The 25,739-nt window shown below is 69.4% G+C and carries 24 protein-coding genes and 2 pseudogenes; 14 read left to right on the forward strand and 12 right to left on the reverse strand.

The window, feature by feature from the left end; all coding sequences use genetic code 11:
* Window positions 1-4: 4 nt before the first annotated feature.
* The 6 genes and pseudogenes from FCH28_RS02725 to FCH28_RS02750 all read left to right on the forward strand — a co-directional run bounded on the left by FCH28_RS02725 (window position 5) and on the right by FCH28_RS02750 (window position 3,137).
* Complete coding sequence (locus FCH28_RS02725; protein WP_136738023.1) at window positions 5-382, forward strand: gas vesicle protein; 378 nt, start codon at window positions 5-7, stop codon at window positions 380-382.
* The gene (locus tag FCH28_RS02730) at window positions 379-1,290 is read left to right on the forward strand and encodes a GvpL/GvpF family gas vesicle protein (protein WP_136738024.1); all 912 of its coding nucleotides are present in this window, start codon (window positions 379-381) and stop codon (window positions 1,288-1,290) included. Before FCH28_RS02725 ends, FCH28_RS02730 begins: the two co-directional genes overlap by 4 nt.
* An 8-nt stretch (window positions 1,291-1,298) precedes the next feature.
* Window positions 1,299-1,391 (forward strand): annotated as a pseudogene (gene gvpJ, locus FCH28_RS39985) (gas vesicle protein GvpJ); the annotation flags it as partial.
* Window positions 1,392-1,461: 70 nt separating this feature from the next.
* A complete protein-coding gene (locus FCH28_RS02740; protein WP_222852377.1) occupies window positions 1,462-1,887 on the forward strand; it encodes a gas vesicle protein K in 426 nt (141 codons plus the stop codon).
* 137 nt (window positions 1,888-2,024) lie between these two features.
* On the forward strand, window positions 2,025-2,351 hold the full coding sequence (locus tag FCH28_RS02745; RefSeq protein WP_136738026.1) for a plasmid stabilization protein: 327 nt from the start codon (window positions 2,025-2,027) through the stop codon (window positions 2,349-2,351).
* A gap of 102 nt (window positions 2,352-2,453) precedes the next feature.
* Window positions 2,454-3,137, forward strand: a complete 684-nt coding sequence (locus tag FCH28_RS02750) for a DUF899 family protein (protein ID WP_187363744.1) — start codon at window positions 2,454-2,456, stop codon at window positions 3,135-3,137.
* 119 nt (window positions 3,138-3,256) lie between these two features.
* On the opposite strand, the gene FCH28_RS02755 is transcribed toward FCH28_RS02750, so the two are convergent.
* On the reverse strand, window positions 3,257-4,015 hold the full coding sequence (locus FCH28_RS02755) for a PE-PPE domain-containing protein (protein WP_246102296.1): 759 nt from the start codon (window positions 4,013-4,015) through the stop codon (window positions 3,257-3,259).
* 174 nt (window positions 4,016-4,189) lie between these two features.
* Complete coding sequence (locus tag FCH28_RS02760; RefSeq protein WP_136738028.1) at window positions 4,190-4,723, reverse strand: nucleoside-triphosphatase; 534 nt, start codon at window positions 4,721-4,723, stop codon at window positions 4,190-4,192.
* A gap of 124 nt (window positions 4,724-4,847) precedes the next feature.
* Here FCH28_RS02760 and FCH28_RS02765 point away from each other — a divergent pair, with 124 nt between their 5' ends.
* The gene (locus FCH28_RS02765; protein WP_136738029.1) at window positions 4,848-5,300 is read left to right on the forward strand and encodes a YbhB/YbcL family Raf kinase inhibitor-like protein; all 453 of its coding nucleotides are present in this window, start codon (window positions 4,848-4,850) and stop codon (window positions 5,298-5,300) included.
* A gap of 195 nt (window positions 5,301-5,495) precedes the next feature.
* Here FCH28_RS02765 and FCH28_RS02770 read toward each other — a convergent pair whose 3' ends face one another.
* Window positions 5,496-6,221 (reverse strand): hypothetical protein, encoded by a 726-nt coding sequence (locus FCH28_RS02770; RefSeq protein WP_136738030.1) that lies wholly within the window; start codon window positions 6,219-6,221, stop codon window positions 5,496-5,498.
* Window positions 6,222-6,726: 505 nt separating this feature from the next.
* On the opposite strand from FCH28_RS02770, the gene FCH28_RS02775 reads away from it, so the two are divergent.
* The 4 genes from FCH28_RS02775 (at window position 6,727) to katG (ending at window position 12,772) form a co-directional block, all read left to right on the forward strand.
* On the forward strand, window positions 6,727-7,833 hold the full coding sequence (locus tag FCH28_RS02775; RefSeq protein ID WP_246102298.1) for a PP2C family protein-serine/threonine phosphatase: 1,107 nt from the start codon (window positions 6,727-6,729) through the stop codon (window positions 7,831-7,833).
* 158 nt (window positions 7,834-7,991) lie between these two features.
* Window positions 7,992-8,663: a dihydrofolate reductase family protein gene (locus FCH28_RS02780; protein ID WP_136738031.1), complete on the forward strand. Its 672-nt coding sequence runs from the start codon at window positions 7,992-7,994 to the stop codon at window positions 8,661-8,663.
* A gap of 278 nt (window positions 8,664-8,941) precedes the next feature.
* Window positions 8,942-10,198, forward strand: coding sequence for an MFS transporter (locus FCH28_RS02785; protein WP_222852378.1), 1,257 nt, complete (start codon window positions 8,942-8,944; stop codon window positions 10,196-10,198).
* Between the two features lie 384 nt (window positions 10,199-10,582).
* Window positions 10,583-12,772, forward strand: a complete 2,190-nt coding sequence (katG, locus tag FCH28_RS02790) for a catalase/peroxidase HPI (protein ID WP_136738033.1) — start codon at window positions 10,583-10,585, stop codon at window positions 12,770-12,772.
* A 150-nt stretch (window positions 12,773-12,922) separates the two neighbouring features.
* On the opposite strand, the gene FCH28_RS02795 is transcribed toward katG, so the two are convergent.
* Window positions 12,923-13,849 (reverse strand): SDR family oxidoreductase, encoded by a 927-nt coding sequence (locus tag FCH28_RS02795; RefSeq protein ID WP_136738346.1) that lies wholly within the window; start codon window positions 13,847-13,849, stop codon window positions 12,923-12,925.
* A gap of 59 nt (window positions 13,850-13,908) precedes the next feature.
* Complete coding sequence (locus FCH28_RS02800; protein WP_136738034.1) at window positions 13,909-15,039, reverse strand: PP2C family protein-serine/threonine phosphatase; 1,131 nt, start codon at window positions 15,037-15,039, stop codon at window positions 13,909-13,911.
* A gap of 59 nt (window positions 15,040-15,098) precedes the next feature.
* Between FCH28_RS02800 and FCH28_RS38830 the strand changes: the two are divergent.
* Window positions 15,099-15,233 (forward strand): annotated as a pseudogene (locus FCH28_RS38830) (IS701 family transposase); the annotation flags it as partial.
* A gap of 146 nt (window positions 15,234-15,379) precedes the next feature.
* Here the strand turns inward: FCH28_RS38830 and FCH28_RS02810 are convergent.
* The 5 genes from FCH28_RS02810 to FCH28_RS39640 form a co-directional block, all read right to left on the reverse strand.
* Entirely contained in the window at window positions 15,380-15,982 is a 603-nt protein-coding gene (locus FCH28_RS02810; protein WP_136738035.1) for a DUF2867 domain-containing protein, read from the reverse strand.
* A 158-nt stretch (window positions 15,983-16,140) separates the two neighbouring features.
* Window positions 16,141-16,794: a hypothetical protein gene (locus tag FCH28_RS02815; protein WP_136738036.1), complete on the reverse strand. Its 654-nt coding sequence runs from the start codon at window positions 16,792-16,794 to the stop codon at window positions 16,141-16,143.
* A gap of 433 nt (window positions 16,795-17,227) precedes the next feature.
* Window positions 17,228-18,535: a preprotein translocase subunit SecY gene (gene secY, locus FCH28_RS02820; RefSeq protein WP_136738037.1), complete on the reverse strand. Its 1,308-nt coding sequence runs from the start codon at window positions 18,533-18,535 to the stop codon at window positions 17,228-17,230.
* A gap of 772 nt (window positions 18,536-19,307) precedes the next feature.
* Window positions 19,308-19,811 (reverse strand): SigE family RNA polymerase sigma factor, encoded by a 504-nt coding sequence (locus FCH28_RS02825; protein WP_136738347.1) that lies wholly within the window; start codon window positions 19,809-19,811, stop codon window positions 19,308-19,310.
* Window positions 19,812-19,900: 89 nt separating this feature from the next.
* Window positions 19,901-20,029 (reverse strand): hypothetical protein, encoded by a 129-nt coding sequence (locus FCH28_RS39640; protein ID WP_281289671.1) that lies wholly within the window; start codon window positions 20,027-20,029, stop codon window positions 19,901-19,903.
* A 147-nt stretch (window positions 20,030-20,176) separates the two neighbouring features.
* Here FCH28_RS39640 and FCH28_RS02830 point away from each other — a divergent pair, with 147 nt between their 5' ends.
* The gene (locus FCH28_RS02830; RefSeq protein ID WP_136738038.1) at window positions 20,177-20,782 is read left to right on the forward strand and encodes a lipoprotein; all 606 of its coding nucleotides are present in this window, start codon (window positions 20,177-20,179) and stop codon (window positions 20,780-20,782) included.
* A 651-nt stretch (window positions 20,783-21,433) separates the two neighbouring features.
* Entirely contained in the window at window positions 21,434-22,021 is a 588-nt protein-coding gene (locus FCH28_RS02835; RefSeq protein ID WP_136738039.1) for a response regulator transcription factor, read from the forward strand.
* A 4-nt stretch (window positions 22,022-22,025) separates the two neighbouring features.
* Here the strand turns inward: FCH28_RS02835 and FCH28_RS02840 are convergent, their stop codons facing one another.
* Both FCH28_RS02840 and FCH28_RS02845 read right to left on the reverse strand, forming a co-directional pair.
* Window positions 22,026-23,909 carry an ATP-binding cassette domain-containing protein gene (locus tag FCH28_RS02840; RefSeq protein WP_246102301.1) on the reverse strand — a complete coding sequence of 628 codons (1,884 nt, stop codon included), beginning with the start codon at window positions 23,907-23,909 and terminating at the stop codon, window positions 22,026-22,028.
* Window positions 23,906-25,714 carry an ABC transporter ATP-binding protein gene (locus FCH28_RS02845; RefSeq protein ID WP_136738040.1) on the reverse strand — a complete coding sequence of 603 codons (1,809 nt, stop codon included), beginning with the start codon at window positions 25,712-25,714 and terminating at the stop codon, window positions 23,906-23,908. The genes FCH28_RS02840 and FCH28_RS02845 overlap by 4 nt, the downstream gene beginning before the upstream one ends.
* Between the last annotated feature and the right edge of the window lie 25 nt (window positions 25,715-25,739).

Below are 25,739 nucleotides of genomic sequence, written 5' to 3' on the forward strand. Positions count from 1 at the left end.
ACACATGTCCGATTCACTGGTCGGCCGTTTGGGCCACCCGGCCCCTTACAGCGGGCAAGGGGCCTCCGCCAATCTGGCCGACATTCTGGAACGCGTCCTGGACAAGGGCGTCGTCATCGCCGGCGACATCCAGATCAATCTGCTCGACATCGAGTTGCTGACCATCAAGCTTCGCCTGCTCGTCGCCTCCGTCGACAAGGCGAAGGAGATGGGCATCGACTGGTGGGAGCACGACCCCTCATTGTCCTCCTGTGCCCGGACACCGCAGCCGCCGGCCGAGGAATACGAGCAGCTGCGCGACGAGCTGGCGGAGCTGCGGGCGGCGATCGGAGCGCCCGACGGACGCGACGCACACCAGACGGACCACGAGGAGAGCCAGTGAGCACTCGTACGCCGGTCACGAACAGCCCAGCCGGCGCATCGCCCCGGTTCCAGCCCCCGCACCAGCCCACGCACCAACCCACCACCCCCCAGGAATCCGGCTCCTGGTCCTCCTACGTCTACGCCGTCGGTCGCGCCGGCCCCGCCTTCGGCGCCGCGGCTGCCCAGCCCACCGGGATACTGGGCGGCCGGGTGCGGGCGGTCGTCGCCCGCGACCTGGCAGCGCTGGTCTCCTCCGTTCCGGCGGACGCCTTCACCACCGACGGCATGAAGGCGCAGCTGGAAAACCTGGCGGACCTGGAGGTGATGGCACGTACGCACCACGCGGTCGTCGAGGCCGCGCACGCCGCCGGCACGACGGTGCTCCCCATGCGACTGGCCACGGTCTACCTCGACGACGCCCGCGTGCGGTCGATGCTTCAGGAGCACGGCACAGGATTCGGCGAACTGCTCTCCTGGCTCGAAGGCCACGTCGAGCTGGGCGTGAAGGTCCACGCGGTCCCGCGCGCCGCCCCGGCTGCGGCCGAGGCTGACGCAACGGGCACGGCCCCCGCGTCCTCCCTGGTCAGCCCAGGTCGCGCGTATCTACAGCGGCGCCGGGCCCAGCAACGTACCCAGCGCGAGGTGTACCAGGCGGCGGGAGGCATCGCCGACGAGGTACGGAGCAGGGCGGCCGCCCTCGCAAGGGCCGTGGTCCGGCATCGCACACAGCAAGGTGAACTGGCGCCCGGCACGGGGGAGAACATCGCCAACGAGGCGTATCTCGTCCCCGACGACCGGATCGGGGAGTTCCATCAGGCGCTGGCCGGCCTGGCCGATGACGCCGTCGGCGTACGCATCGAGATCACCGGTCCTTGGGCGCCGTACTCCTTCGCGACGTCATCCCAGGGTGACGGGGGTACGCGATGACCGCTGACATGGAGGAAGAGTTACTCGCAGGGCGGCAGCTCACCCTCATCGATCTGCTGGACCGTCTCCTGAACGGCGGCGCCGTCCTCACGGGGGACATCGTGCTGTCCATCGCCGATGTGGATCTGGTCTGTGTCGATTTGCGTGCGGTCATCCGGTCGATCACGGGCGATGATCCGGCGCCCATGTCCTTTCCGTGCTCCCGCGCACGCCCTTTCCACGCTCCCTTGGAAGGCACTCTCCATGGCATCCCGGCGGCTGAAGGTGGACCCGGAGACGGTGGAGCGGGACCTGGTCACCTTGGTGCTGACGGTCGTCGAACTCCTGCGGCAACTCATGGAGCGCACCGCATTGCACCGCGCCGACCAGGGTGATCTGAGTGCCGAGCAGGAAGAACGGATCGGCATGACCCTCATGCTCCTCCAGGACCGCATGTCGGAACTCTGCGAGACACACGGTCTGACGATGGACGATCTCAACCTGGATCTCGGGCCGCTGGGTTCACTGCTGCCGCGCTCCACCGATGCCGGTCCCACCCCCGGTGGCGACGCGGACGCCGGTACCGGTGGTGAGGAAACCGTCGGACCGTCCGTCTGATGGTGGCCGACGACCGTTTCGGCACCGCCGCCGAGCCCAGTCGGCCCTGTCCGCCTGGCACCGGGCCCGCATCCGGCGTGGACTGGTAGTACGCAGTGGATCCGCCCGGACCTGCTGAACGACGAGGGGACAGAGTGATGCCCGCAGGATCCAGCAAGAAGCGAGAGCGGCAGTACGAGCACATCAAGGACAACGCGCTGGAGCACGGTGTCTCGGAGAAGCGGGCCAAGGAGATCGCCTCCCGGACCGTGAACAAGGAACGCGCCCGCTCCGGCGAATCCAAGACGGCGAGCAAGACCTCCCTCCGCGACCCCAAGTCCGCACCCCAGCGAGGCGGCGAGCGCTCCCATAAGGGACCCGGCGGTCCGACCCGCGACCAGCTCTACGAGGAGGCCAAGAAGAAGAACGTCGAAGGCCGCTCGACGATGACCAAGGAGCAGCTGCGCCGGGCTGTCGGCCGCTGAACACGGCCCTGAACACGTCGTGAAAACACCGGCTCGGCACGCGGTCACGGGGAACTCGGGATCCGGGCCGGGGACGGGGCATGACCACCCCAGGAGGACCCGATGTTGCGGCACACCAGACTGGCCGGGGAATCAGCGGAATATCTCGCCGCCCGCGAAGAGCTGCGCCTGGCCGAGATCGACCTCATGCGCCACCGGGAGAAGGTCGCGGCCCGGCGACGGGCACTCCCGCAGGGCCCGCCCGTCGACGACTACGTGTTCATCGAGGGCCCCGCCGACCTCGACGCCGGCGACACCCCGCTCCGCGAGGTCGGCCTGAGCGGGCTGTTCACCGCCCCGGAGCGCCCGCTGATCGTCTACCACCTCATGTACGGCAAGCTGCAGACCGCGCCCTGCCCGATGTGCACGCTATGGATCGACGGTTTCAACGGCATCGCCCACCACGTCGCCCGCAACGCCGACTTCGTCATCGCCGCGGCCGCCGACCCGCCTGCCCTGCGGCAGCACGCCCGCAACCGCGGCTGGCACCGGCTACGGCTCCTGAGCTGCGGCGACAGCACGTTCAAATACGACCTGGGCAGCGAGGACGAGGACGGCGAACAGGACTCCACCCTCTCCGTCTTCACCCGCGACGGCGATGGCACGATCCGTCACTTCTACTCCACCCACCCCCGCATGGCCGACGACATCGACCAGCGGGGCATCGACCTCCTGGCCCCCGTCTGGCACCTCCTCGACCTGACCCCGCAGGGCCGCGGCGACTGGTACCCCAACCTCGACTACTGACCCGCGAACCTCGACGGGCGCACCGCGAACGCCACACCACCACCGGCCCGGCCACATGGTGTCGGCCGGGCCGGTGGTTCCGCCGCCCCCCACGGGCCACGGCAGCGGACGCGGTCAGATCAGGCGTCCAGCCAGGTGATCCCGTTACCGCCGTCGTTGGCGATGGTCCGGGTCATGGCGTTGCCGTCCTTCGGGTAGTTCCCGTGCTTGGTGAAGTAGCCGAGGATGGACTCGAGCGAGGTCGCGTCGCACACCCCGTCGCCGCGGATGCAGAACCGCTCCACCGGAACGCCCGGGAATTCCGCCGGCCCGGCACCGGGGGAGGTGAACCCGAACGCGCTCAAGCCCTTCGGGACGCGGGCCGCCACGCCGGTGCCGGGCTGCATCGGGTCGGCGTAGAGCATGCCGTTGACCTGTTCGCGCGGGACGCCGGTCTCGTTGTTGGCGATCTTCTGGAGCACCACGTCCGCGACCTGCGCGCCTTGGGAGTAGCCGACGATCGTGAGGCGTGCGTCCGGGTCGCGGCGGTGGGTCTCCTCGGCGGCGGCCAGCAGATTCTTGTACCCCTCCGCCACGCTGGCGTCGTAGCTCGGTGCGTTCGGGTCCGGGCTGAACTGCTTGCTGCCCACCCACGGTCCGGCGCTCGCCGGGTAGCAGACCGGAACGATCTGTTCGCCCTCGGTCAGGGACCGGTTGGCGGCCGCATAGGACGTGGTGCAGCCTTCGGACTCGTCCGCCGCGGCGCCCGTGCCGCCCACCTCCAGGTAGTAGTGGTGGACGTCGTCGGCCTGCGCGACGGTGGGTGCGATGACGGCGGTGCCGGCCACCATCGCCGCCGTCATGGCGGCGGTCCCCATCGCCCGTGTCAGCCTGCTCATCTTTGCCATTGCCTGGGTCTCCCCCTTGGGTCGGGTCGTGCCTGCGTCGAACGGCGTTGACGCTAGAGACGGCCGATGAAATTGCGCTGACATGGCAATGACCGCGCTGGTGGGGTGGCCGAGGGGCGGACCCCCGCTCCTCGCGCCGTCGGATCGGCGCGGGTCAGGAGCGGGTCAGGAACGGTCGAGTCGGGCTGCCAGATCCTGCGGGAGCGAGTCCCGACTCGCCCGGTTCACCTGGAGGAGTTCGATGTCGGCCCGCCGCTTGAGGGCGTCGGTGAACGGGTCGCTCTTCGCATGGACGGTGGCGACGATGTCGACGTCGGACGTGAACAGGCGCCGGACCACGTCCTGGAACGCGGTGCAGGCCAGCTCCATACGCCCGAGTTCGTCGATCAGCACGAGCTCACCACGAGCCGGATCCGCTGCCGCCGACCAGAGCGGCGGCAGCGCGAGCCGCTCCATGACGCCCAGATCGACGCCGTACCGGCCCACCCGCGGTGGACCCGGGAAGTCGACATGCGCGAGGACGGCTCGCGCACCGTCGTCCACCGTTTCCAGCGCGAATCCGGTCCGGGTGCCGCCCTGCCGAATCTCCTCCGTGGTGAAGCCGATGGTCCTACGGGCGCGCAGCAGCGTGGACAGTCGGCGGACAACGGTCGTCTTGCCCGCGCCGGGGCGTCCCTCGAGCAGGATTCTCGTCGGCATCTCGTGCTCCGCATCGGGTGTGTCGTACAACGTTCCCGGCGCGCTGGTCGGTGCACTCGGCCGATCGGGTGCTCTGCCCGCCTGGACCGGTGCCGACGGGCGCGAGCGGGGTACAGCCGCGCGCATGACGGGAATTCAGCTCACAAGCGGGGCGTTCAACGACCATGCGGAGATCCCTCGACGCCACAGCGGGGAGGGCGATGATGTCTCGCCACCGCTGACCTGGTCGGCCGTGCCGGACGGCGCGTCGGAGTTGGTTCTGCTCTGCGAGGACCCTGACGCGCCGGGCGGGTCGTTCCTGCACTGGCTGGTCACGGGTATCGATCCGGGGAGTGCGGGTGTGGGGGAGGGGCAGTCGCCGCCCGGCGGCCAGGAGTGGCCCAACGGATTCGGGCGGGTGGGCTGGGGCGGTCCGATGCCTCCCCCGGGGCATGGGACGCACCGCTACTTCTTCCGCCTGTGGGCCGTGTCGGAGCCGCCTGCCCTGCATGGCAAGCCGACCGTCGACGCCGTGCATCGTGCCGTGAAGGGCCGGGAGTTGGCGGGCGGCACGCTCATGGGCACCTATCAACGCTGACCAGCGGTACGGGCGCCGGCGAGAACGCCGGTGGGAGCCGGCGCGCGTCACGGTGGAACGAGGGCCTCCTGCCATCGGCTGCGGCTGCGGAATGCGGCTGAGCAGTCGACAGTGAGCCAGGAGGCCCTCACCCCGTTCAGGCACGACCCGGGGTGTTCTCGTCAGGCGAGGTTCCGGGCCGGCACGCCGAACCGGCTATTTCGCGTGCCGCACCCGTGCCACGATCTTCTCGGTCAGACCGAGGCCGGCGGCGCCCATGTCACTGGACTGCACGCTGTAGAAGGTGGTGATGACGACGTTGCCGACCCGAGTAGCCACCAGTGTGGTGCCGCCCTCCCACTCCGGCGCGGAGAGTACGGCCTTGAGGGTCTCGTCACCCACCTTCGGAACCTTCGTGGTCTTGATCGTCACTGCGGCGGCGGTGCCACCGGAGTTGTCCTTGAAATGCGCGCAGTGCGTGAGCACCTGCTCCAGGCGCTTCATGACCTTTTTTGCGTCCGTGCCTCGGAAACTGTCGACTTCCTCGTTGAACTCCTCCTGGGCGGCGTTCACGAAGTCGGCCTGGGCGAAGGAGGCGCTGGGGACGCCGCTGGTCTCGATCCAGGCACTGGCCTCCAACTTCGGGCAGGCGCTCGCCAAGTCGACGGCCTTGCTCGACGATGCCGCTTCGAAGACCTTCCCCGTGTCCCGCGTGCCCTGCGGGTCGGCGCGGTAGCCCTTGGGCAGTACCCCGACCGGGAGAAGCAGGGACTTCAGCCGGGTGCCGCTGAGCAGGCCGGCATTCGGGTCGCCCGCTGTGGAACCGGCCGACGGTCCGGACGCGGCCGGTTTACCGCCGGTGTCACCGGAGGCGCAGGCGGTGAGGGCGAAGGGCAGCGTGGCGGTCGCGGCGACCGCCATCAGGGCACGACGAAGCTTCATGAAGCCTTCTTCTGGGTCAAAGACGAAATCAGGAAATGAAGACACGAGGCCGTCGCGGGTATGGGGGTGCGCGGTGCGGCAGGCGCTGATCGTAAGGGTGCGCGGCCCAGGCGCCCAGAGGTCTGCCGCTGGGCCAGTGCCGGGCGGCCGGGCAAACCAAGGGGAAGATTTCGTCGAAACGGTGCAGTTGCCTCCGGTTTTCAGAAATTTCTTATGGTGAGTATCACGTGTGAAAGGTCCGCGACGGCGACGTCTGCCGTCGAGAACGGCCTCGCCGCAAGACCGCCACCACGGCGCGGTATGCACCACGTGACCGAGGATTCACCACTCGTGTCGAAGGAACGACCGCCCACGGGGGAGTGCGTCCGTAACGAGCACATCCGGCCCACGAGGCGTATATGTGAAGCCACGGGAAGTACCAACAGGCGCGGCGCCGCAAGGCACACCGTGCGGCGTCCCTGTTCCTGCCGGGTCGTGAGCGCGGCCCGGCAGCAGGAGATGCACCGTGAAAGTCCTGCAACCCACGCTGGCGAAGGTGCCGTGGATCCTCACGGCACTGGCCCTCGTGGTCGGCGTGTTCCTGGACCTCATCGCGCCCGAGCCGTACACGGGGCTCCCGCTGCTGGCCGCCGCACCGCTCGTCGCGGGCGCCACGCTCTCCTTCCGCTCCGCGCTCGCCGTCGTGTGCGTCACCTGCGTGGTCTCGGTGGCGGTGGACATCGAACGGGAACGCCCTGCGACACCCTTGTTCGTCGATCTGGCCGTGGTCGGCCTGATCGGCGTGCTGGCTCTCGGCGTCAACCTGCTCATGGTGCGCCAGGGGCGTGATCTGGCGCTGGCCAGGGATGTCGCGGAGGCGGTGCAGCGGGCGGTGCTCCCGGACCCACCCAGGGAGGTCGGGCCGCTGGACGTGGCCGCGGGGTACACGGCGGCGCATGCCGAGGCAAGGATCGGCGGTGATTTCTTCGCGGTGCAGGAAACGCCGTTCGGGGTGCGGGTGATCATCGGGGATGTGCGGGGCAAGGGCATGGCGGCGGTGGCCGCCGTATCGGTCGCGATCGGAGCCTTCCGCCAGGAGGCCGAGTACGATCCCACCTTGATCACTCTGGCCGAGCGGATGGACGAGGCGCTGGCCAGGGAAGCGGCCCGTGGTGGCCCGGTGATCTCCACGGAGGGCTTCACCACCGCCCTACTGGCCGAGGTCTCCGCCGACGGCGAGGTGCTGAGCCTGGTGAACCGCGGGCATCCGCCGCCGTACCTGGTCCACGACGGTCGGTGCACCCGGCTCGACCCGACCGCCCCACAGCTGCCCCTCGGGGTGGGACTGGGCGATCTCACCCCCGCCGGCTCCGCAGTGCCCGTCGACGTGGTGCGGCTGCCACCGGGGGCCTCGCTGCTGCTGGTGACCGACGGTGTCACCGAGGCGCGGGACAGCCGGGGGACCTTCTACGATCCGGTCTTCTCGGGGCGCCTGCGCAGGCGGTTCAAGGACCCCGAAGCGCTGGTGGACGCCCTCACCAAGGACGTCGGCCGCTGGACCGAGGGAGAACACGAGGACGACATGGCCATCCTGGTGGTCACCCGCCGCCGTCGCCCTCACCACGCCGTCTGACCAGGAAGCCGGCCGTGGCGCCGACCGGCCGGGCGCCCCTCCGCGCCCATGCCCCGCCGCCCCGGCCGTGAGACGCTGACCTGGGAACGATGAGTTTTCCGCGCCGGCCGGGTCTGAACAGTGCACGCCTTCCACCACCTCCTCGAGAGGAGAAGAAGATGCGCAAGCTGGTCGTATCGACGTTCGTGTCCCTGGACGGTGTCATGCAGGCCCCCGGCGGACCGGACGAGGACCGCGACGGCGGCTTCGAGCACGGCGGCTGGTCGGTGCCCTACTTCGGTGCGGACATGGGCCCCATCATGGTCGAGCAGTTCGCCGGGATGGAGGCCCTGCTGCTGGGACGCAGGACCTACGAGATCTTCGCCGCCCACTGGCCGCACATCACCGACGAGAACGACCCGGTGGCCACGAAGCTCAACGCCATGCCCAAGTACGTGGCCTCACGAACCCTGGACAAGGTGGAGTGGAACAACTCGCACCTCCTCGAAGGTGACGTCCCCGAGGCCGTCGCGGAGCTCAAGCAGCGCTCCGGCGGCGAGATCAACGTCCAGGGCAGCGGCAATCTCATCAAGACCCTGCAGCAGCACGATCTGGTCGACGAGTACCGGCTGCTGATCGAGCCGGTGGTACTCGGCAGCGGCAAACGGCTCTTCGCCGAGGGCGCGGCCCCGGCCGCGTTCCGCCTCACCGGCGCACAGCCGACCAGCACCGGCGTTGTGTACTGCACGTACGAACGGACCGGCAAACCCGGCTACGGATCCTTCGACCTGGAGAACTACGCGGAGAAGGCGCGAGAGGTCAACATCGTCGGCGGGACGACTTCGACCTGACGCCGCGCTGATCACCATCGGTGGATCAGCTCATTGTGTGGCTGCTGTCTCGGCGGGCAGTCCTGCCCAAGCGGCCCAGCACACGCAGCTGACCGTCAACGACCCTCCTGCCGCACAACCGATCTCCCTCCGGCGCGTTCACTGAACGAGGAGCGACGGGATCGGTGAGCGGAGGCGGGCTCATGGCGACGGGTGCGGAGACCAGGGCTGACCGGGCTGACCGGGCTGACCGGGCAGACAGGGCGGCAGCGGCGGGCGGTACGGGCGCGGTGCGCGTGGTGGCACGCAGACTGCTGCCGCTGCTGTTCGTGCTGTACCTGGTCAACTTCGTCGACCGGGCCAACATCGGTGTCGCCGCGCTGACGATGAACGCCGATCTGGGGCTGAGCGCCACCGCCTACGGCACCGCCGCCGGGATCTTCTTTCTGGGCTATGTGCTCTTCCAGGTCCCGGCGGCGGTGGCGTTGAGGCGGTTCGGCGCCCGTCGCTGGCTGTGCTGCGTGATCACCGCCTGGGGTGTCTGCTCGGCCGCCACCGCGTGCGTCAACGACGCGCACGGCCTCTATCTGGCCCGGTTCGCGCTGGGGCTGACCGAGGCCGGATTCTTCCCCGGCGTCGTCGCCTATCTGGCCGGCTGGTTCCCGTGCCGGCAGCGCACCCGCGCCCTGGCCCTGTTTCTGCTCGCCATCCCCCTCTCCAACATCGTCGGGTTGCCGGCATCGGGTCTGCTCGTCGACCACTTCTCCCTCTTCGGTCTCAGCGGCTGGCGGTCGATGTTCCTGATCGAGGCCGCCCCCGCTGTCGTCCTGGGTGCCGCCGCACTGCGCCTGCTGCCCGACACACCACGCGATGCGGCCTGGTTGACGGCGGCCCAACGCGAGGAACTCGAAGCGCTGTTGGCCCAGGCCGTCCCGTCCTCATCGACAGACCGGGCCACGCTGGGGCGCGTCGCGCACTTCACCGTGGTGCATGCGGGCCCGGCCTTCGCCGCGTATGCCCTGCAGTTCTTCCTGCCGAAGGTCACCACCGTCCTCTTCCCTGGAGCCGGGACGTCCGCCGCTGCCGCGCTCGCGGCCCTGCCGTCCGTCCTCGCGGCCGTGGCCATGCTCGCGTGGAGCCGCCACGGCGACCGGGTGGGCCCCCGGACCTATCTCATCGCCGCGCCCGTCGCGGCCGCTGCGACCGCGATTTCCCTGGCCGCGCTCTCACCCCCGCCCGTTCTCACCCTGGCCGCGCTGGCCGTCGCCGTCGCGGGGATTCTCACTGCGGTTCCTGTTTTCTGGAGCCGGTGCACCACGGTCCTGTCCGGCCCCCGCGCGGCGACGGCCGTCGCCGGTGTCAATGCGGCCAGCAGCCTCGCCAGCTTCGCGGGCCCGTATGTCACCGGCCTGCTCACCGACGCCACCGGTGACTACCAGGCCGCCTACTCTGTCATCGCCTGCGCCCTGGCGGTCTCGTGTGCCGCGACCCTCCGCCTCCCCGGCGCACCGGTCGGCACCCACCGAGCTTCGGCGCCGACCCGCACCCCCGCCTGAGCCCGCACCGAAAATCGGCTCGTGTGCCCCACTTGAGGGGCACGGCCCGCGCGCCGCTGACGGTGCCGCCCAGGCGAACGGATCGTCTTCGGCCTTCGAGTCCTGTTACGCGGCGGTGCCCTGCGTGTTCTCGTGCCAGCGCGGTATGCGGTGCGCGACCATACGGACGCCGACCCGGCCTCGATCATCGGCGTCGTACATGAGGGAAGGTTCTCGCCGGCCGCCGGCCCGCGTTGACTGCCGCGGGTCCGGTCGGCGTTTCCAGCCGGCGGGCGCCATGCCGCGCCACGAGCGCGGGTCGCAGTGCTCGACACCCGGAAAGCAACCGACGGCGAGAGCAAGCAGCCAGCAGAAGGAAACACCGAGACAGGAAGAAGGACGGACGTGTCCGGCAGCGAAAGCGAGAACCCGGTAATCCCCTCCCCGGCCCCCATGCCGACCCGGCCCCGGACGAACCGGGACTGGTGGCCGAACCAGCTGGACCTTCAGATTCTCCACCAGCACTCGTCCCGGTCCAATCCGATGGACGAAGACTTCGACTACGCAGCAGAGTTCGCGACCCTCGATCTCGATGCGCTGAAGCAGGACGTCTTCGAGGTGATGACCACATCACAGGAATGGTGGCCCGCCGACTACGGCCACTACGGGCCGCTCTTCATCCGGATGAGTTGGCATGCCGCGGGAACGTACCGCACCGCCGATGGCCGGGGTGGTGGTGGCGCCGGCGCTCAGCGCTTCGCCCCCCTCAACAGCTGGCCGGACAACGCGAGTCTCGACAAGGCGCGCCGTTTGCTCTGGCCGGTCAAGCAGAAGTACGGCCGGAAGATCTCCTGGGCCGATCTTCTGGTCTTCGCCGGCAACTGCGCCATGGAATCGATGGGGTTCAAGACGTTCGGGTTCGGCTTCGGACGAGAGGACATCTGGGAACCCGAGGAAATCTTCTGGGGGCCCGAGGACACCTGGCTCGGAGACGAGCGCTACAGCGGCGAGCGGGAACTCGCCACTCCCTTCGGTGCCGTGCAGATGGGACTGATCTACGTCAACCCGGAGGGGCCCAACGGCAACCCGGATCCGATGGCCGCAGCCGGGGACATCCGCGAGACGTTCGGTCGGATGGCGATGAACGACGAGGAGACGGTCGCGCTCATCGTCGGCGGCCACACGTTCGGGAAGTGCCATGGCGCGGTCGATCCCTCGTACATCGGCCCGGAACCCGAGGCGGGTCCCATCGAGCAGCAGGGCCTCGGCTGGCGGAACACCCACGGCAGCGGCATGGGCGGCGACACGCTCACCAGCGGGCTTGAGGGCGCATGGACCGCGGAGCCGACGAAGTGGGACAACGGATACCTGGACAACCTGTTCCGGTACGACTGGGAGCTGACGACGAGCCCGGCCGGCGCGAAGCAGTGGACTCCCACGGACCCCTCGGCGAAGGGCACTGTGCCCGATGCCCATGATCCGTCGAAGAAGCACGCTCCCATGATGCTGACGACGGACCTCGCGCTGAAGCTGGACCCGGTCTACGGGCCGATCGCGAAGGGCTTCCACGAGAACCCGGACCGGCTCGCGGTGGCGTTCGCCAAGGCGTGGTACAAGCTGCTGCACCGCGACATGGGTCCCGTCACGCGCTACCTCGGCCCGTGGATTCCCGAGCCGCAGCTGTGGCAGGACCCCGTCCCCGAGGTCGATCACGAACTGGTCGCGGACGACGACATCACCGCCCTCAAGAGCAGGATCCTCGCCTCGGGGCTGTCCGTCTCCCAGCTGGTCACCACCGCCTGGGCATCGGCGGCAAGCTTCCGCGGCACCGACAGGCGCGGCGGGGCCAACGGGGCACGGATCCGCCTGGCACCGCAAAAGGACTGGGAGATCAACAACCTGCCCCGGGTGACCGAGGTGGTGCAGACCCTCGACCAGATCCGGCAGGACTTCAACGGCTCGCAGACCGGCGGAAAGAAGGTGTCCCTCGCCGACCTGATCGTCCTGGGCGGATGCGCGGCCGTCGAACATGCCGCGAAGAAAGCCGGGCACGTCATCACCGTCCCGTTCGCGCCGGGGCGCACGGACGCCTCGCAGGAGCAGACGGACGTGGAGTCGTTCGCCGTGCTCGAACCCAGGGCAGACGGGTTCCGCAACTACCTCCGGGCGGGAGAGAAGCTGTCGCCGGAGACGCTCCTGCTGGACCGCGCCAGTCTGTTGACGCTGACCGCTCCCGAGATGACGGCCCTGCTCGGCGGAATGCGCGCCCTGAACGTCGACTTCGCGGGATCCCCGCATGGCGTCTTCACACACCGGCCGGAGTCTCTGACCAACGACTTCTTCGTCAACCTGCTCGACATGGGCACGGAGTGGAAGGCGTCGGCCGCGGCCGAGAACGTGTTCGAAGGCCGGGATCGCGCCACGGGTGACGTCAAATGGACCGCCACCGCCGTCGACCTCGTCTTCGGTTCGCACTCCCAGCTCCGGGCCATCGCGGAGGTCTACGCGTCCGCGGACGCCGGAGAGAAGTTCGTACGTGACTTCGTGGCAGCGTGGGACAAGGTGATGAACCTCGATCGGTTCGACCTGGCCTGAGCCCGATGTCCCGGTCGGCCACTCATCGGTCGGCCGGGACATCCGGCCGACCTGGCGCTCGGCCGCGAGTGCTCCACACAGGAGAGTGCCCTGGCAGATGAGTGACCTGGCACCTGCGGTCCTCCGCGGGGACGTCGATGTCCCGTGCCCTCACGGGACGTGCCAGCAGTCCGGCTGCCTGCCGTCAATGTCGGTGAATCCGTACTCCCTCGCCAGCTGAGCGGAACTGACCGACCGCTGGTTCCATCGGTGCCGTTCCGGATCCGCGGCCAGGGCTGCCGCCGCCCGGCCGACATAGCGTGGTGACTCCGACTGGGCGAACCCCGCCGGTGCGGTTGGCAAGCCGTCGCCCCTGTGCGGGGCGAGCGCCTCGCGCCAGTTCTCCTCGCCGACACCGAAGTTGTCCAGCATCATCTCCGAACGAAGCCAACCGGGCGTGAGGGCGACCGCGGTGGCACCGAACGGCTGCAGTTCATGCCCTTGCGAAAACGCCAGCCGGTTCACCGCGGTCTTCACCAGGTCGTAGAACACCGAGATCCGGTACGACGACGCATTGAATTCCGTTGTGCCGTCGGTGACTTCGACGAGCAGTCCGCCCGGCTCCTCGATCAGCAGGGGGAGGAGATGGTGGGAGGTGATCAGATGGGTGTCGAGACCCAGCCGGAGAATGCGCAGGCCGTCATCGAGGCGGTGCTTCCAGACCGGTGTGTTCCAGTCCGCCGGCCCGCCCTTGAGACGTTCCGCGCCCCAGATGTCGTTGATCAGAATGTCGATACGGCCGTGTTCGCCGCGAATGCGATCTGCCAGGCGGTGAACCTGATCGGAATCGAGATGATCGACCTGGAATGCCATTCCGGTGCCGCCGAGTCGGGTGACCAGCTCCGCCGTCTCCTCGATCGTCTCCGGCCGGTCGTAGTCGGACCCTCCCGGGCCCGTCACGCTGCTGCGTCCTGTGCAGATCACGGTCGCACCCGCTTCGCCCAGCGCAGCAGCGAAGCCACGTCCTGCGCCTCGTGTCGCTCCCGCTACGACAGCGACCTTCCCGCGCAACGCGTCAGGGTCCGGCAACCACACCATCTCCCGACTATCGCAGACCTGCCGCGAAGCGGTATGCGGCGCTCCGCGCGTGACAAGCCTCAAGCGGGCTGGTCCCTCTCACCGTCAAGCGGCTGCGGAGAGGTGCGCAAGCGCACGGCGAGGGCGGCGATGTCGTCGTTGAGGTGTCCTCTGCTGAAGCGGAGGAGGTCATGATGAAGAGCGTTGAGCAGTTCGCCTGGTCGCCGCCCCGGGGTCTGTCGGCGCAACCAGTCCGCCACCGGGAAGAACTCGCCGTCGCGGTCACGAGCCTCGGCGACACCGTCGGTGTAGAGGAGCAGCAGGTCGCCAGGGGCGACGCCGAAGGTGTCGATGCTGTAGTGATCACCGATCAGCTCCGCGAGGTTGAGGGGCGGTGAGGGAGCGGTGGGCTCCAGTGCGCGGACTTCCCCGCGGTTCAGGAGGAGTGGTGGGGGATGTCCGCAGTTGAGGATTCCCATACGGCCGGCCCCGTGTGGGATCTCGGCGAGAAGGGCGGTGGCGAAGCGCTCCATCATGCCCTCGGGGGGAAAGGCGGCGTTGTAGCGGGTGCTGCTTGCCTCCAGGCGACGGGCGATATTGACCAGGTCGGCCTCGTCGTAGGCCGCCTCCCGGAAGGAGTTGACCATCGCCGCGGCCGAGCCCACCGCCGGCAGCCCCTTGCCCCGCACATCGCCGATGAGCAGTCGGACCCCGTACTTCGTGTCGACCACCTCGTAGAAGTCGCCGCCGATGCTGGCCTCCGCCGCGGCCGCGAGATACAGCGCCTCGATCTCGACGCACCCGAAGCGGCGCGGCATCGGGCTCAGGACCACCTGCTGCGCCGCGTCGGCGACGAGCCGGACCTGGAGCAGGGTCTGCTCCCGCCGGAGCCGGATATGACTTCCGTACGCGGCCGCCACGGTGACGGCGGCGATCCCCGCTGCCGTCCACCACGTCCCCAGGCCGGGAAACACGATGCCGAGGCCGATCATGAGAAGAAGGCAGACCGTCCCCAGCAGGACGGTGGGGAGCACGGGCCACATGGCGGCGGCGAGGGCCGGCGCTGCCGGCAGGAGCCGACTGAAAGCCACTTCTGGGGGAGTGACGTACGCCAGGCTGGCGATGACAACTGTCAGGATCACCGGAGACAGCAGGGTAAGCGGCCCCCGGCCGTGGCGACGACCGAGGCGCAGTCGTCCGGGCTTGATCATACTTCGCAGGATATCCACGCACAGCGGACATGGCGCTCTGGTGAGTCGGAGTCGACCGTCTGCGTTCGAACGGTTGTCTGCGGTGGCGGATGCGAGCCTGTGTCCGTGGCCTGCTTGGTCCCGTGGAGCGGAAGAAGGGCTGGCAGCTCGCCGAATACGCAGGTCACCGAGGGCCGGCCGGCTTCCGGCAGGTGCCCACCCGGTGGGCCGCACCCTCGCCGCCGCGGCGCGGGTACCCCGCGAACCGCTGGTGTCCTCCCCTCTCTGTCCCGTGCCGGTGGGTGGGGCGCATGGCCGTCATACGTCGCCCGCCGGATGGGCCAGATCGCGGGCGAACGGGCTAGATCGCTGGCGAGGGGTCTTGGCGAGGGTCGGCTCGCCACTCGGCTGCGATGCCTCGCATCAGAGGCGGGTACACGAGCAGGTGCCGGAACGGCGCGATCGCGGCCATGTAAGCCCGCCCGAACAGGCCGTTCGGCTTCACCAGCACGGCCATCTGGCCACGGTGGCCGCCGGCTCCATCCGGGACCCAGCTCAGGTGCATCACCCCGTGCATGGTCCGGTTGCTCATCTCCGATGCCCACTCGTTGTCCGTCAGATAGATCGAGCGGAAGGGCAGGCGGGCGAACTCCGGTCCGAACGGACCGTCGCGCAGATCGGCCGGCAGCCGGTCGCGCAGCGTCGGCACTCGGGATCCGACGCCGGAGTCGGGGTTGTCCCAGCCGAGCAGCTTCCCGAGTTTCCAGCGGATCGTGAAGAGCGCGCAGGCGATCCGGGACGGGTTGTCCGACGTGTCCCCCTCGATGGTCTGCCGCACCAGGTGCGGGAAGTCGTCAGGGCCTCCCGGCGTCGGCAGCGCCCACACGTCATACAGGCGGAAGTCGCGCGCCATCTCATGGATCAGCCAGGGCCGGGAGGTGTGCGCGGTGTTCGGGAGTTTCATTGGTGGACCTCTATCTGCTCAGTGATGCATCTGCTGAGTGATGCATCGGCTCAGTGATGTTTCGCGACGAGGGGTGAGTCCGAGTACGTTCGCGACGGCGTGGGCCGCGAGGAGCTCATCGTCCAGAGCCTGACCGGCCAGGGTCGATCACGGTCCCCTCAGGCGCGCCGACGAAGACGAGTGCGGGAGCCGCCCTGACCTGCGATGCAGCCGCAACCCCGGGTGAGATGTCTGGTCAACCCGGGCTCGGCTCGTAGAGGCGGGTGGCTCTGCCGGGGGGCGACGCAAATGGGGGCTCTGTGCGTGCCGTGTCGGCGGTGCAGGAAGGCGCCGTACACCGAAAGGCCGAGTGCGGTCAGCCAGGCCGGGACGAGGGACAGCTCGGAGCCGCCGGAGTTCGACTGCTGCCGCATCTCGGCCGTGATGCCGAGCGCGTCACCGCCCAGCGTCCAGATGGTTCTGGCTCCGGCCCACGGGAGCACCCCGCACACCAGCAGGTAGGCCGCCCTCCTGGTGCGGCGGGTGGCGGTTGAGGCGGCGGGGTGGACGAGTGGGGCGTCGTGGCCGCCGGAGTGCCGGTGGCCGCAGCGGGGGCAGGCGCCGGGGGTGGTCAGGATGAGCGCGTACCCCACTGCTACCCGGCCGGGCCGACCGAGCTCTCGCCGTCTTGCCCAGCAGGCAGTCGCGGCGACGGCGGCCAGACCGGCCAGTATCAGCTGGGCGAGGGCTGTGTACGGGGCGTCCAGGGGGAAGGGGAGGAGAGTGGTTCTGGTTCCCTTCCCGGCTCGGACGGCCTCTACGGCGACGTACACCGCGCACCAGACCACGGCGGCAGCAGGCGCCCACTCCGGCCACCGCCGAAACCACCGGGTCCACCGGGTCCACTGAACCGACCGGGATGCGTTTGCCCCCGACGATCGGTAGCCATCCGGGTGCGATCTCGCCCCGTCCCCGGACCAGGACGAGGGAGAGCAGGCGAACGGGATCGCGTGACCGGTCACGACCGCCCACCTCGGAACGGACCGCTCGGTGCGGTGTGAAGCCGTGGCCGGGTGTCGCCCGATGAGCGCTTTCATGAATCTCAGCGTCTTCGATCCCCGGGACGGTGCCATCGCTCCCGAGGCTGACGTACCTCCCCCAAGAGACGGAGCTACTGCCGGCAGGCGCAATCGTCAGACGCCCGGGACCCGCTTGCGGCCTGGTTACCCTTGCCGGCCCCCGAGGGCCCGACGAGGACGATTCGCATCAGCGGAGGAACCCTTCGTAGTTGCGCTGCCGAAGCTTGCTCTCGATCTGCTTCACCGTCTCCAGGCCCACACTCACGATGATGAGGATGCTCGTACCGCCGAACGGGAAGTTCTGGTTCGCATGGAAAAGCACCAACTCCATTGTCGGTACGAGCGCGATCAGCCCGAGGTACAGCGAGCCGGGCCACGTGATCCGGGTGAGCACGTAGTTGAGGTACTCGGCCGTCGGGCGACCAGCCCGGATGCCCGGGATGAAGCCACCGTGCTTCTTCATGTTGTCGGCGACTTCTTCGGGGTTGAAGGAGATGGCTACGTAGAAGAAGGCGAAGAAGACGATCAGCAGGACGTACGCGGCGATGTAAACGGGGTGGTCTCCCTTGGTGAAGTTGGTGGCGAGCCAGGTCGCCCATGCCGCCTTCGACCCGCTGAACTGTGCGATGAGCGCCGGGATGGAGAGCAGCGACGACGCGAAGATGACGGGAATCACCCCTGCCTGGTTCACCTTGAGCGGGATGTAGGTCGACGTACCGCCGTACGACCGGCGCCCGATCATCCGCTTCGCGTACTGCACCGGTATGCGTCGCTGGGCCTGCTCGACGAAGACCACCAGGGCGACCATCGCCAGGCCCACAAGGATCACCGCGAAGAACTCGATCCAGCCGTCGGCGAGCTCGCCCTGGAGCTTGACCTGCCACAGCGCGCTCGGGAAGCGGGCGGCGATCGAGATGAACATCAGGATCGACATGCCGTTGCCGATACCGCGGTCGGTGACCAACTCGCCGAGCCACATGGTCAGGCAGGTGCCCGCGGTCATCGTGATGACCATGGTGATGATGGTGAAGACCGAGTCGTCGGGCACGATCTGGCGCGTGCAGTTCTGGAAGAGCGAACCGGCGCGGGCGGCGCCCACCAGGGCGGTGCCCTCCAGGGCGGCGAGCGCCACGGTCAGATAGCGGGTGTACTGGGTGATTTTCGCCTGGCCGGACTGGCCCTCCTTCTTGAGGGCCTCCAGCCTCGGGATCACCACGGTCAGCAGCTGGAGGATGATGCTCGCCGTGATGTACGGCATGATCCCCAGCGCGAAGATCGTGATCTGCAGCAGCGCACCACCGCTGAACATGTTCACCAGGCCGAACAACCCGCTGTTGGCATGGTTCCGCTCCACACAGAACTTGACGTTCGCGTAGTTCACCCCAGGGACCGGGATGTGCGTTCCGATCTGGTAGAGCACGATGATGCCCAATGTGAACAGCAGCTTCTTGCGCAGGTCGGGCGTCTTGAACGCTCGGGCGAACGCGGTGAGCACGGGTGCCTCCTGCGCCTCCCGCCACTTGGGGCCGGGAGGCGACGGTCTTGAGGATCGACGAATACGTAAGCGGCTGTGCGGCGCGGAGTTCGTCCGCACGGCGGGTTGCGAGGCAGGACCCCGTGGCCGACCTGGTTGCCCAGGGGTGCGGTGTATGCGCGCAGACGAAGCCGCCGTCTCCCTCTCACGAAGGTGCAGGGAGACGGGGCTTGCGTACACACTCATGGGGACCGCTTGAACGCGGCCAACGCGCTACCTGGCGGTCGAGGTTTCTGTCGGCGTCGGAACCGGCTCGGCGGTTGAGGGACGGTACGGCATCTGCAGTGGACCGGTAGTTGAGGCGCAGGGCGGCGTCGGACCCGGCTTGGGGGGTGAGGTGCGGGTGGGCATCGGAGGCTCGGGGGGTGAGGGGCGATACGGCATCGGCACCGGCCGGGTGGTTGACGTGCAGGTCGGCATCGGCGCGTTCGTGGTACCAGGCACGGGGCGGGGCGTCGACGGCATCGGGACCGACTCGGCGGGGGTGCCGGGGCGGCGCTGAGGGCCGGTGGGGCCGTCCTGAGCGAAGGAGCTCGGCAGGACCATCAGTCCGACTCCGAGTCCGGCAACGGTCAGCACGGATCCGGTGGCCGTCCAGGCCGCTCGAGCCCGCCGGCGTGCCCGAACGCCGGCGTGCAGTCGGTCTCGGTGCCGGTCCTCATAGAGCGTGTCCTCCTGGCTGTCGCGCATCATCCGCGCCAGCTCCTGCTCGAAGTGATCCATGGCTCCCTCTTCACTCCACCGGCTCTGCCTCAGCCAGAAGTTGACGCAACCGTGCAACGCCGCGTGCCGTCAGTGAACGGGCGGTACCCACCGGACAGCCCAGCACCTCCGCGACATCCCGCTCGGGCAGGTCCTGGTAGTAGCGCAGCACCACCGCAGCCCGCTGCCGCGCCGGCAGCAACGCCAACACGGCCTCCAACCGGGTCTGCTCGTCCACGGCAGCGGTCTCATCTGCCACCTCGGGCGGGTCGGGCAGCTGGTCCACAGGGTGCTCGCCCCACCAGCGACGCCGTGCCGAGCGAGCCGCAGCACGGGCCAGGACCTTGCGCACATACGCCTCGGGCGCCTGCCCGGCCACCTTCGGCCAGGCAAACCACAGCTTGACGAGCGCTTCCTGCAGCAGATCCTCGGCCCGGTGCCGGTCTCCACCGGTGAACAGCCGCGCCAGGTGAAGCAACGCCGACCACCGAGCAGCCACGAACCGGTCGAACTCATCGGCCCGCACCAGCCCCATCAGCGTCACCCCTCACCTCAACACGCCCTTACACCTTCGATAAGACACTGGCCCCTGCCCCGCTATGCACCCCCGGCAAGTGACATGGCTCACGTGTGCCGTTCTGGCGTGCCCACGGCGCGACTTGGCTGGAGGGTGTTCGGCAGACGGCCCCAGTTGTCGACATGGAGGCCGATGTGCCGCTGGCTTGCTGGATTGACCGTGGTGGCGATCGCCATGGGGGGAGGGGCAGGTCGCATGCCTCGGTGGGGAGGGTGACCAGCTCGACCAAGCTGCCGGCCGCTTCGTGTAGTTCGAGATCAAACTTGTTGTGTAGGCTGCGGCGAATTTTCAAACTTCATGCTCAAAGGTGGGGGAGTTTCGGAATGCGCAAGGTGTCGCAGGCCGTGGTGGGTGCGGTGGTCGTGATGAGCGTGCTCAGCGGCTGCTCGTTCGGCTGGGGTGGGGACGAGAAGAAGAAGGTCGCCCAGAAGAAGCTGGGCGACAAGGGCACGGCGTGCGAACTGCCGGTGCACTTCGCCCTTGCGACGTCCTGGGAGGCGGAGGCCATCACGCAGGCGACGGTGGACCGGATGGGACCGCTCGGTCATCAGGGGCCGCTCACGCCCGCCTGCGAACTCGACGCCAAGCCCGCCGGGCACATCGGCTTCCTCACCGTGTGGTCCGGCACCAAGGGGGCCGCCGCGCCCGGCGGCACAACCCGCGCACTGATGAACAAGTTCGTCGCCGCCGAGAACTTCGAGAGCCACGTCAAGCTCCGCGAGGCCAAGGCCGGTGGCCTACCCGTCACCGAGGCCAGCTACACCGTTACCGATCTGTCCGCCGGCGTGGTCAGGCCCGAACGCGCGCTGGCCGTGATGACCAAGCACGGTGGCGTGGTCATCCATCTCGGAGGGCTCAACACAGACGAGCACAAGGCGATGCTCCCGGCGTTCGAGCTGGCCAAGAAGACCCTCGGCCTGACCTCCTGACCTCCTGACCTCCTGACCTCCTGAGCGATGCTGCCGCGCCCCCGGGGCGACAGGGCCCGCTCAGCTTCCCAGTGGGGCACCCGCAGTCTGGGACTCACCTGCTGGACTGGATCTGGGAACTGCGTTGAAGGCCGGGACCGGCGTCGCCGAAAACCACCGTCGAAAACGTCCGGTGGGGGTCGGTTGTCCCGAACGCCGTGCACGACGTGGAGGCCGATTCGGCCGCGTCACATGCGCCGCAGCCGTCACATGTGCATCGGAGGTGGACGTGAGCAGGGTTTGCCGCCAGGTCGAGTGTGGCGGGAAGCGGTCGTCTCCTGGGACGTGTCGCTTGCGGCCTCGTCGTGGAGGGTGTGTGAAGTTCCTCTGATTCTGCTTTCGTGCGGGAGGTGGGACGTTGGGCGTGGCCGACGGGGTGTTGCGGTGAGTTCCGTGCGTACGGGACCGTTGGCTGTGGCGGAGGGCACGGCCGCGATCGATGGAATGTGTGAGGCGTTGTGGAGTCTCGCTATTCCCGCCGGTAATGAACGGAGCGTCAGCACGGCACAGGTATGCAATTTCTGGTCAATTCCTTCGAAGCTCCCTCTGGCGGAAATCCGGGGCCGTGACAATTCAGCAGTGCAAACTGCTTGGCCGAACGAAGGGGCGAGTGTGATCCGGGTCTTGGTGGTTCATGAGACACGGCTGGTGCGATCAGGGCTTGCTGCTTTGCTGCAAGACGAGGAGGAGATCGACGCGATCGCGGCCTGCTGGACGAGCGCCCCCGGCAAGGCGGCTTCCTTCCGGCCCCAGGTGTGTGTGGTGGACGGTGACTGCGCTGGATCGGTGCAGGCGGCGGGCTATCCCGGGGGGCCGGGATGTGAGTTGCTCGTGCTCGCCAGCGCCTGCCGTCCCGGCACTCTCCGGCGTGCTGTCGCCGCAAAGGCGCGTGGGTTTGTGGACAAGGACGCGCCGCCGGCCCGGTTACGGCACGCCATAAACCTGGTCGCGAAGGGACAGCGTTACGTCGACCACACGCTGACGCTGGACTTTCTCCAGGCCGCCGATATGCCGCTGACCGCCAGGGAGTTGAGTGTGCTGCAGCTCGCCGCGGGCGGCGCGTCGGTTCCGGAGATCGCACGCGAACTGCATCTGAGCAGCGGAACGGTACGTAATTACATGGCTGCCATTAACCGCAAGACCGGTGCCCGAAACCGGGTCGATGCGATTCGCATATCGCAGGGCGCCGGCTGGGTGTAGGCCGTCATCGGCTCCGTTCGACGGATTCCGGTTGCCAGTTGCCGGCGAGCTCGCGGTAGAGGACCGAGCGCTCCAGCAGCTCGGTATGGCTGCCGACGGTGGCTCGGATGCCGTCCAGAACCAGGACCCGGTCGGCGCGTTGGGCCGAGGTGATCCGGTGGGCGATGACGATGAGCGTGCCGGGCCGGTCGGCGAAGACCTGCTCGGCGCGCTGCTCGGCCGCGGGGTCGAGGTGGCAGGTGGCCTCGTCGAGGAGGAGCAGCGGTGCCGGCGAGAGGTGGGCCCGGCCGAGCGCTATCAGCTGGCGTTCGCCCTGCGACAGCGCCGCTGGGTCGATCCGTGCATCCAGTCCACCCAGCCGGGACACCAACGAGCTCAGGCCTACGGCGTTCGATGCCGCTGCCACGCTGGCGTCGGACGCACCGTCAGGGCAGAGATAGAGCAGGTTGTCACGCACGGATCCGGAGAAGACGTATGCCTGCTGGGGGATCAGGACCCTCAGCCGGGACGGATCGGGATCCGGGAGGAGGCCGGGACCGGGACCGGCGTGGGTATCGGAAGCGTGCAGGGTCGGCGGCCGGCCGTTTACTCGTACCGCTCCGGCGGTGGGGGCCAGGAGCCCGGCGATGAGGCCGGCCAGTGTGGACTTGCCGATGCCGCTCGGGCCGACGACGGCGAGGTGCTCGCCCGGTTCGACGACGAGATCGAGGTCGTGCAGGACCGGTTGTGCACCCGGACCGTAGGCGAAGGTTATCGACCGTAGTTCGACGCGGGGGCCAGGCGGATGGGTGGCGGTGGGGGAGTTGACGGAGACGGCGACAGGTACAGAGAGGGGGACAGGGACGGAGGCGGGGACGGAGCCAGGGACAGAGAGAGACGCGTCATCGGGGTGGGCGCCGTCAACCGACCCACCTCCCAGCGGTGTCCGCCTCCGCCCCCCGGTGAGCCGATCCAGTACGACCAGGAGCCGGGTACCGGCGGAGCCGAGCGCGTTCATCAGGGTGTGCAGGGCCGGCAGCAGCGCCTGCGTCAGGTACGTCAGGGCACCGAGCACGGTCCCCGCGGTGAGGTTCTGCCGTAGCAGCCAGGGCGCGCTGAGGAGCAGCAGGAGGACCGGCAGTTGACCGGCCACACCGAGTGCGAGACAGCGGGCGGCGGCCCAGCCCGCGAGGCGCCGGGCCGCCCGTGCCTCGGCGTCGATCAGGCCGTATGCGCGTGCCGCGACGGTGGGGCGTGCCCCGCAAGCTGCGATGTCGCGCAGCCCCGCGGCAACGGCACCGAAGTCCGCCGACAGCGTTTCGTCGGCGTGCAGGAAGGCGCGCTGATGACGTGCCATGGGGGCCAGGGTGGCCAGGAACAGCAGCAGTCCGGCAATGAGCGGCGGCAGCACGATCAGCAGGAGCTGCGGGGCCAGGGAGACCAGCCCGAGCAGCGCCCCTGCCGCGGTGAAGACGAAGGAACGGGCCACCAGAACGAGTCCGGCGAAGCTGTCCCGTGCGAGCTCCGTCTGGTTGGTCAGCCGCGAGACCACCGCGGTGTCCGCGGTGCGGGCCGGATCGGCGACCGCTTGGTCCAGCGCCCGTGTCACCACGGTACGCACCAGGACGTCACGCAGCGGTTCGACCAGGTCCGCAAGCCCGCGGAAGACACCTCGGCCGGCGGCCCCGCTGATGACGATGGCCACCGCGGCAACTGCCAGCCAGCCCATTCCGGTGCCGGTGTGGCCGACCAGGAAGCCGTCGTCCAGGGCCTTGGCCACGCCGTATCCGCTGACGAAGGTGTGCGCGGACTCCAGCAGGGACCAGCCGCCCAAGAGCAGGACCACCCGCGTGCGGGCCCGCAGGAAACGGAGCGCTCGCGGCAGCAGCCGGATCGTCGCCGTGGTCACGAGGCGGCCCCCGGGGCCGGGGCGGTGGGGGCGAAGACCGCGCGGTAGTCGGCGTCCTGCCACAGCTGATCGTGCGGCGCGACCGCCCGTATCCGGCCGTGCTCCAGCCAGGCGACGAGATCGGCGCGGGCGGCGGAGGAGAGCCGGTGGGTGATCAGCAGCCGGGTGCCCGGCCGTACGTCCTGCAGGAGCGCCCGGCTGACGTGGTGTTCGGTGACGGTGTCCAGGCTGGCGGTGGCGTCGTCGAGGATCAGCAGGCGGCCGGCGTGGGCAAAGGCCCGCGCCACGCCGAGGCGCTGGAGCTCGCCCCCGGAGAGCGGGGAGTCGGCCAACGGTGTCGCGTAACCGCGCGGCAGCAGCCGCACGAACGGGTCGGCGCCGGCCGCCCGGGCCGCGGCCTCGACGTCGTGTGCCGGAGCCCGCTCGGGCCCGAACGCGATGGCCGCGCCGACGGTGTCGCCGAAGAGTGCCGGCCGTTCGAAGGCATAGCCGACCTCCCGACGCAGCTGCATCGGATCGGCCTGATCGAGCGGGACCCCGTCCAGCAGCACCGCACCGCCGTCGGGATCGGTGAGCCGCCCCGCGACGGCGGCCAGCAGGGACTTGCCGGACCCCGAGTGCCCGACCACCGCCATGGTGGTTCCGCCGGGCACGAGCAGGTCCACATCGCGCAACACGGGCACGCCGTCGCGGGCGACGGTGACCCCCCGCAGTTCGAGCCGCCCGCGGCCGTCGGCGGGCAGCAGCAGGGAGCCGTGCCCGGCCGGGGGCAGGGCGAGCAGTCCGCCGATGCGGCGGGCTGCGGCCCGGCTCCGCACCAAGGCGTTGAGCTGGCCGATCACCCCACCAAGGCCCGCGGTGAGAGCCGCATACCGGGACGCCGCCAGCAGACCACCGACGGTCAGGGCGCCGTCGGCGAGCCGGAGTCCGCCCACCGCGAGAACGGCCGTGGTCAGCATCGGCACCAGAATGCTGCTGCCGACCGCCGCCCGCCCGTACACCTGCCACATGAGGCGGCCCTGCGCACCGAGTTCGGGCAGTGGGGCGAGGGTACGGGCCCGCTCCCGGCCCGCGGTTCCTGCGGCGGCGATCGTCCGGGCCCCGCCCAGAGCCTCCACGAGCCGGGAGGCGATCTCCGCCTGTACGCGCTGATAGCGCCGGACGCTGTCGGAGGAACCACGGGCGAAGGTCCGCAGCAGAAGGGTCAGGAGGGGGAGTCCGGCCAGGAAGACGGCCGTCAGCCAGAGGTCGGTGACTGCCAGGGCGACCAGCGCCCCGGCCGGCGTGAGCAGCGTGGCCAGGCCGGCGGCGGTGGTGGTGGGCGCGCATCCGGCCTCGGCGGCATTGCCCGTCAGGCGGTTCACCAGATCGCCGATCGTGAAGCGATCCGTGGCGCGATGCGGGGCGAGCGACAGCAGATGGTCGATACCGCGCCGGCGCAACCAGGCGGTGCTGCGGGCGGTGGCGGCACCGCCGGTGAGCGCCACCAGGGCGTCCAACAGCACCTCCGCCACCAGCAAAACGGCACTCAGCGCGAGGGCGGTGCCCACTCCGGGCGCGGAGCCGAGCACGAGGTCGAGGGTGTGGCCGAGTACGGCAGGCAGCGCGACGGTCGTGGCGGCGGAGGCGGTACCGAAGAGGCACACGGCCACGGTGTGTACCCGGCTGTGCCGGAACGCACCGGTCAGGACGGACCCGGCACCGGAATCCTGCCGCTGCCCGGCATCGGAGTCCGGCCGCTGCCCGGCGGCCGGTTGGCGCGCGGGAGAGGAGGGCCCGGGTGTGGGGGAGGTGCGGGGGACCATGTGAGCGACCGAGCCTCCTTCGGAC

The sequence above is a fragment of the Streptomyces piniterrae genome (genome assembly GCF_005048155.1).
Taxonomy (GTDB): Bacteria; Actinomycetota; Actinomycetes; order Streptomycetales; family Streptomycetaceae; genus Streptomyces; species Streptomyces piniterrae.

Bases quoted from the DNA above. Each gene is read 5' to 3' on its own strand.
- FCH28_RS02725 (WP_136738023.1), top strand. From the start codon at position 5: ATGTCCGATTCACTGGTCGGCCGTTTGGGCCACCCGGCCCCTTACAGC.
- FCH28_RS02740 (WP_222852377.1), top strand. From the start codon at position 1,462: ATGATCCGGCGCCCATGTCCTTTCCGTGCTCCCGCGCACGCCCTTTCC.
- FCH28_RS02745 (WP_136738026.1), top strand. From the start codon at position 2,025: ATGCCCGCAGGATCCAGCAAGAAGCGAGAGCGGCAGTACGAGCACATC.
- FCH28_RS02750 (WP_187363744.1), top strand. From the start codon at position 2,454: ATGTTGCGGCACACCAGACTGGCCGGGGAATCAGCGGAATATCTCGCC.
- FCH28_RS02755 (WP_246102296.1), bottom strand. From the start codon at position 4,015: ATGAGCAGGCTGACACGGGCGATGGGGACCGCCGCCATGACGGCGGCG.
- FCH28_RS02760 (WP_136738028.1), bottom strand. From the start codon at position 4,723: ATGCCGACGAGAATCCTGCTCGAGGGACGCCCCGGCGCGGGCAAGACG.
- FCH28_RS02765 (WP_136738029.1), top strand. From the start codon at position 4,848: ATGACGGGAATTCAGCTCACAAGCGGGGCGTTCAACGACCATGCGGAG.
- FCH28_RS02770 (WP_136738030.1), bottom strand. From the start codon at position 6,221: ATGAAGCTTCGTCGTGCCCTGATGGCGGTCGCCGCGACCGCCACGCTG.
- FCH28_RS02780 (WP_136738031.1), top strand. From the start codon at position 7,992: ATGCGCAAGCTGGTCGTATCGACGTTCGTGTCCCTGGACGGTGTCATG.
- FCH28_RS02795 (WP_136738346.1), bottom strand. From the start codon at position 13,849: ATGGTGTGGTTGCCGGACCCTGACGCGTTGCGCGGGAAGGTCGCTGTC.
- FCH28_RS02800 (WP_136738034.1), bottom strand. From the start codon at position 15,039: ATGATCAAGCCCGGACGACTGCGCCTCGGTCGTCGCCACGGCCGGGGG.
- FCH28_RS02810 (WP_136738035.1), bottom strand. From the start codon at position 15,982: ATGAAACTCCCGAACACCGCGCACACCTCCCGGCCCTGGCTGATCCAT.
- FCH28_RS02825 (WP_136738347.1), bottom strand. From the start codon at position 19,811: ATGGGGCTGGTGCGGGCCGATGAGTTCGACCGGTTCGTGGCTGCTCGG.
- FCH28_RS39640 (WP_281289671.1), bottom strand. From the start codon at position 20,029: ATGGCGATCGCCACCACGGTCAATCCAGCAAGCCAGCGGCACATCGGC.
- FCH28_RS02830 (WP_136738038.1), top strand. From the start codon at position 20,177: ATGCGCAAGGTGTCGCAGGCCGTGGTGGGTGCGGTGGTCGTGATGAGC.
- FCH28_RS02845 (WP_136738040.1), bottom strand. From the start codon at position 25,714: ATGGTCCCCCGCACCTCCCCCACACCCGGGCCCTCCTCTCCCGCGCGC.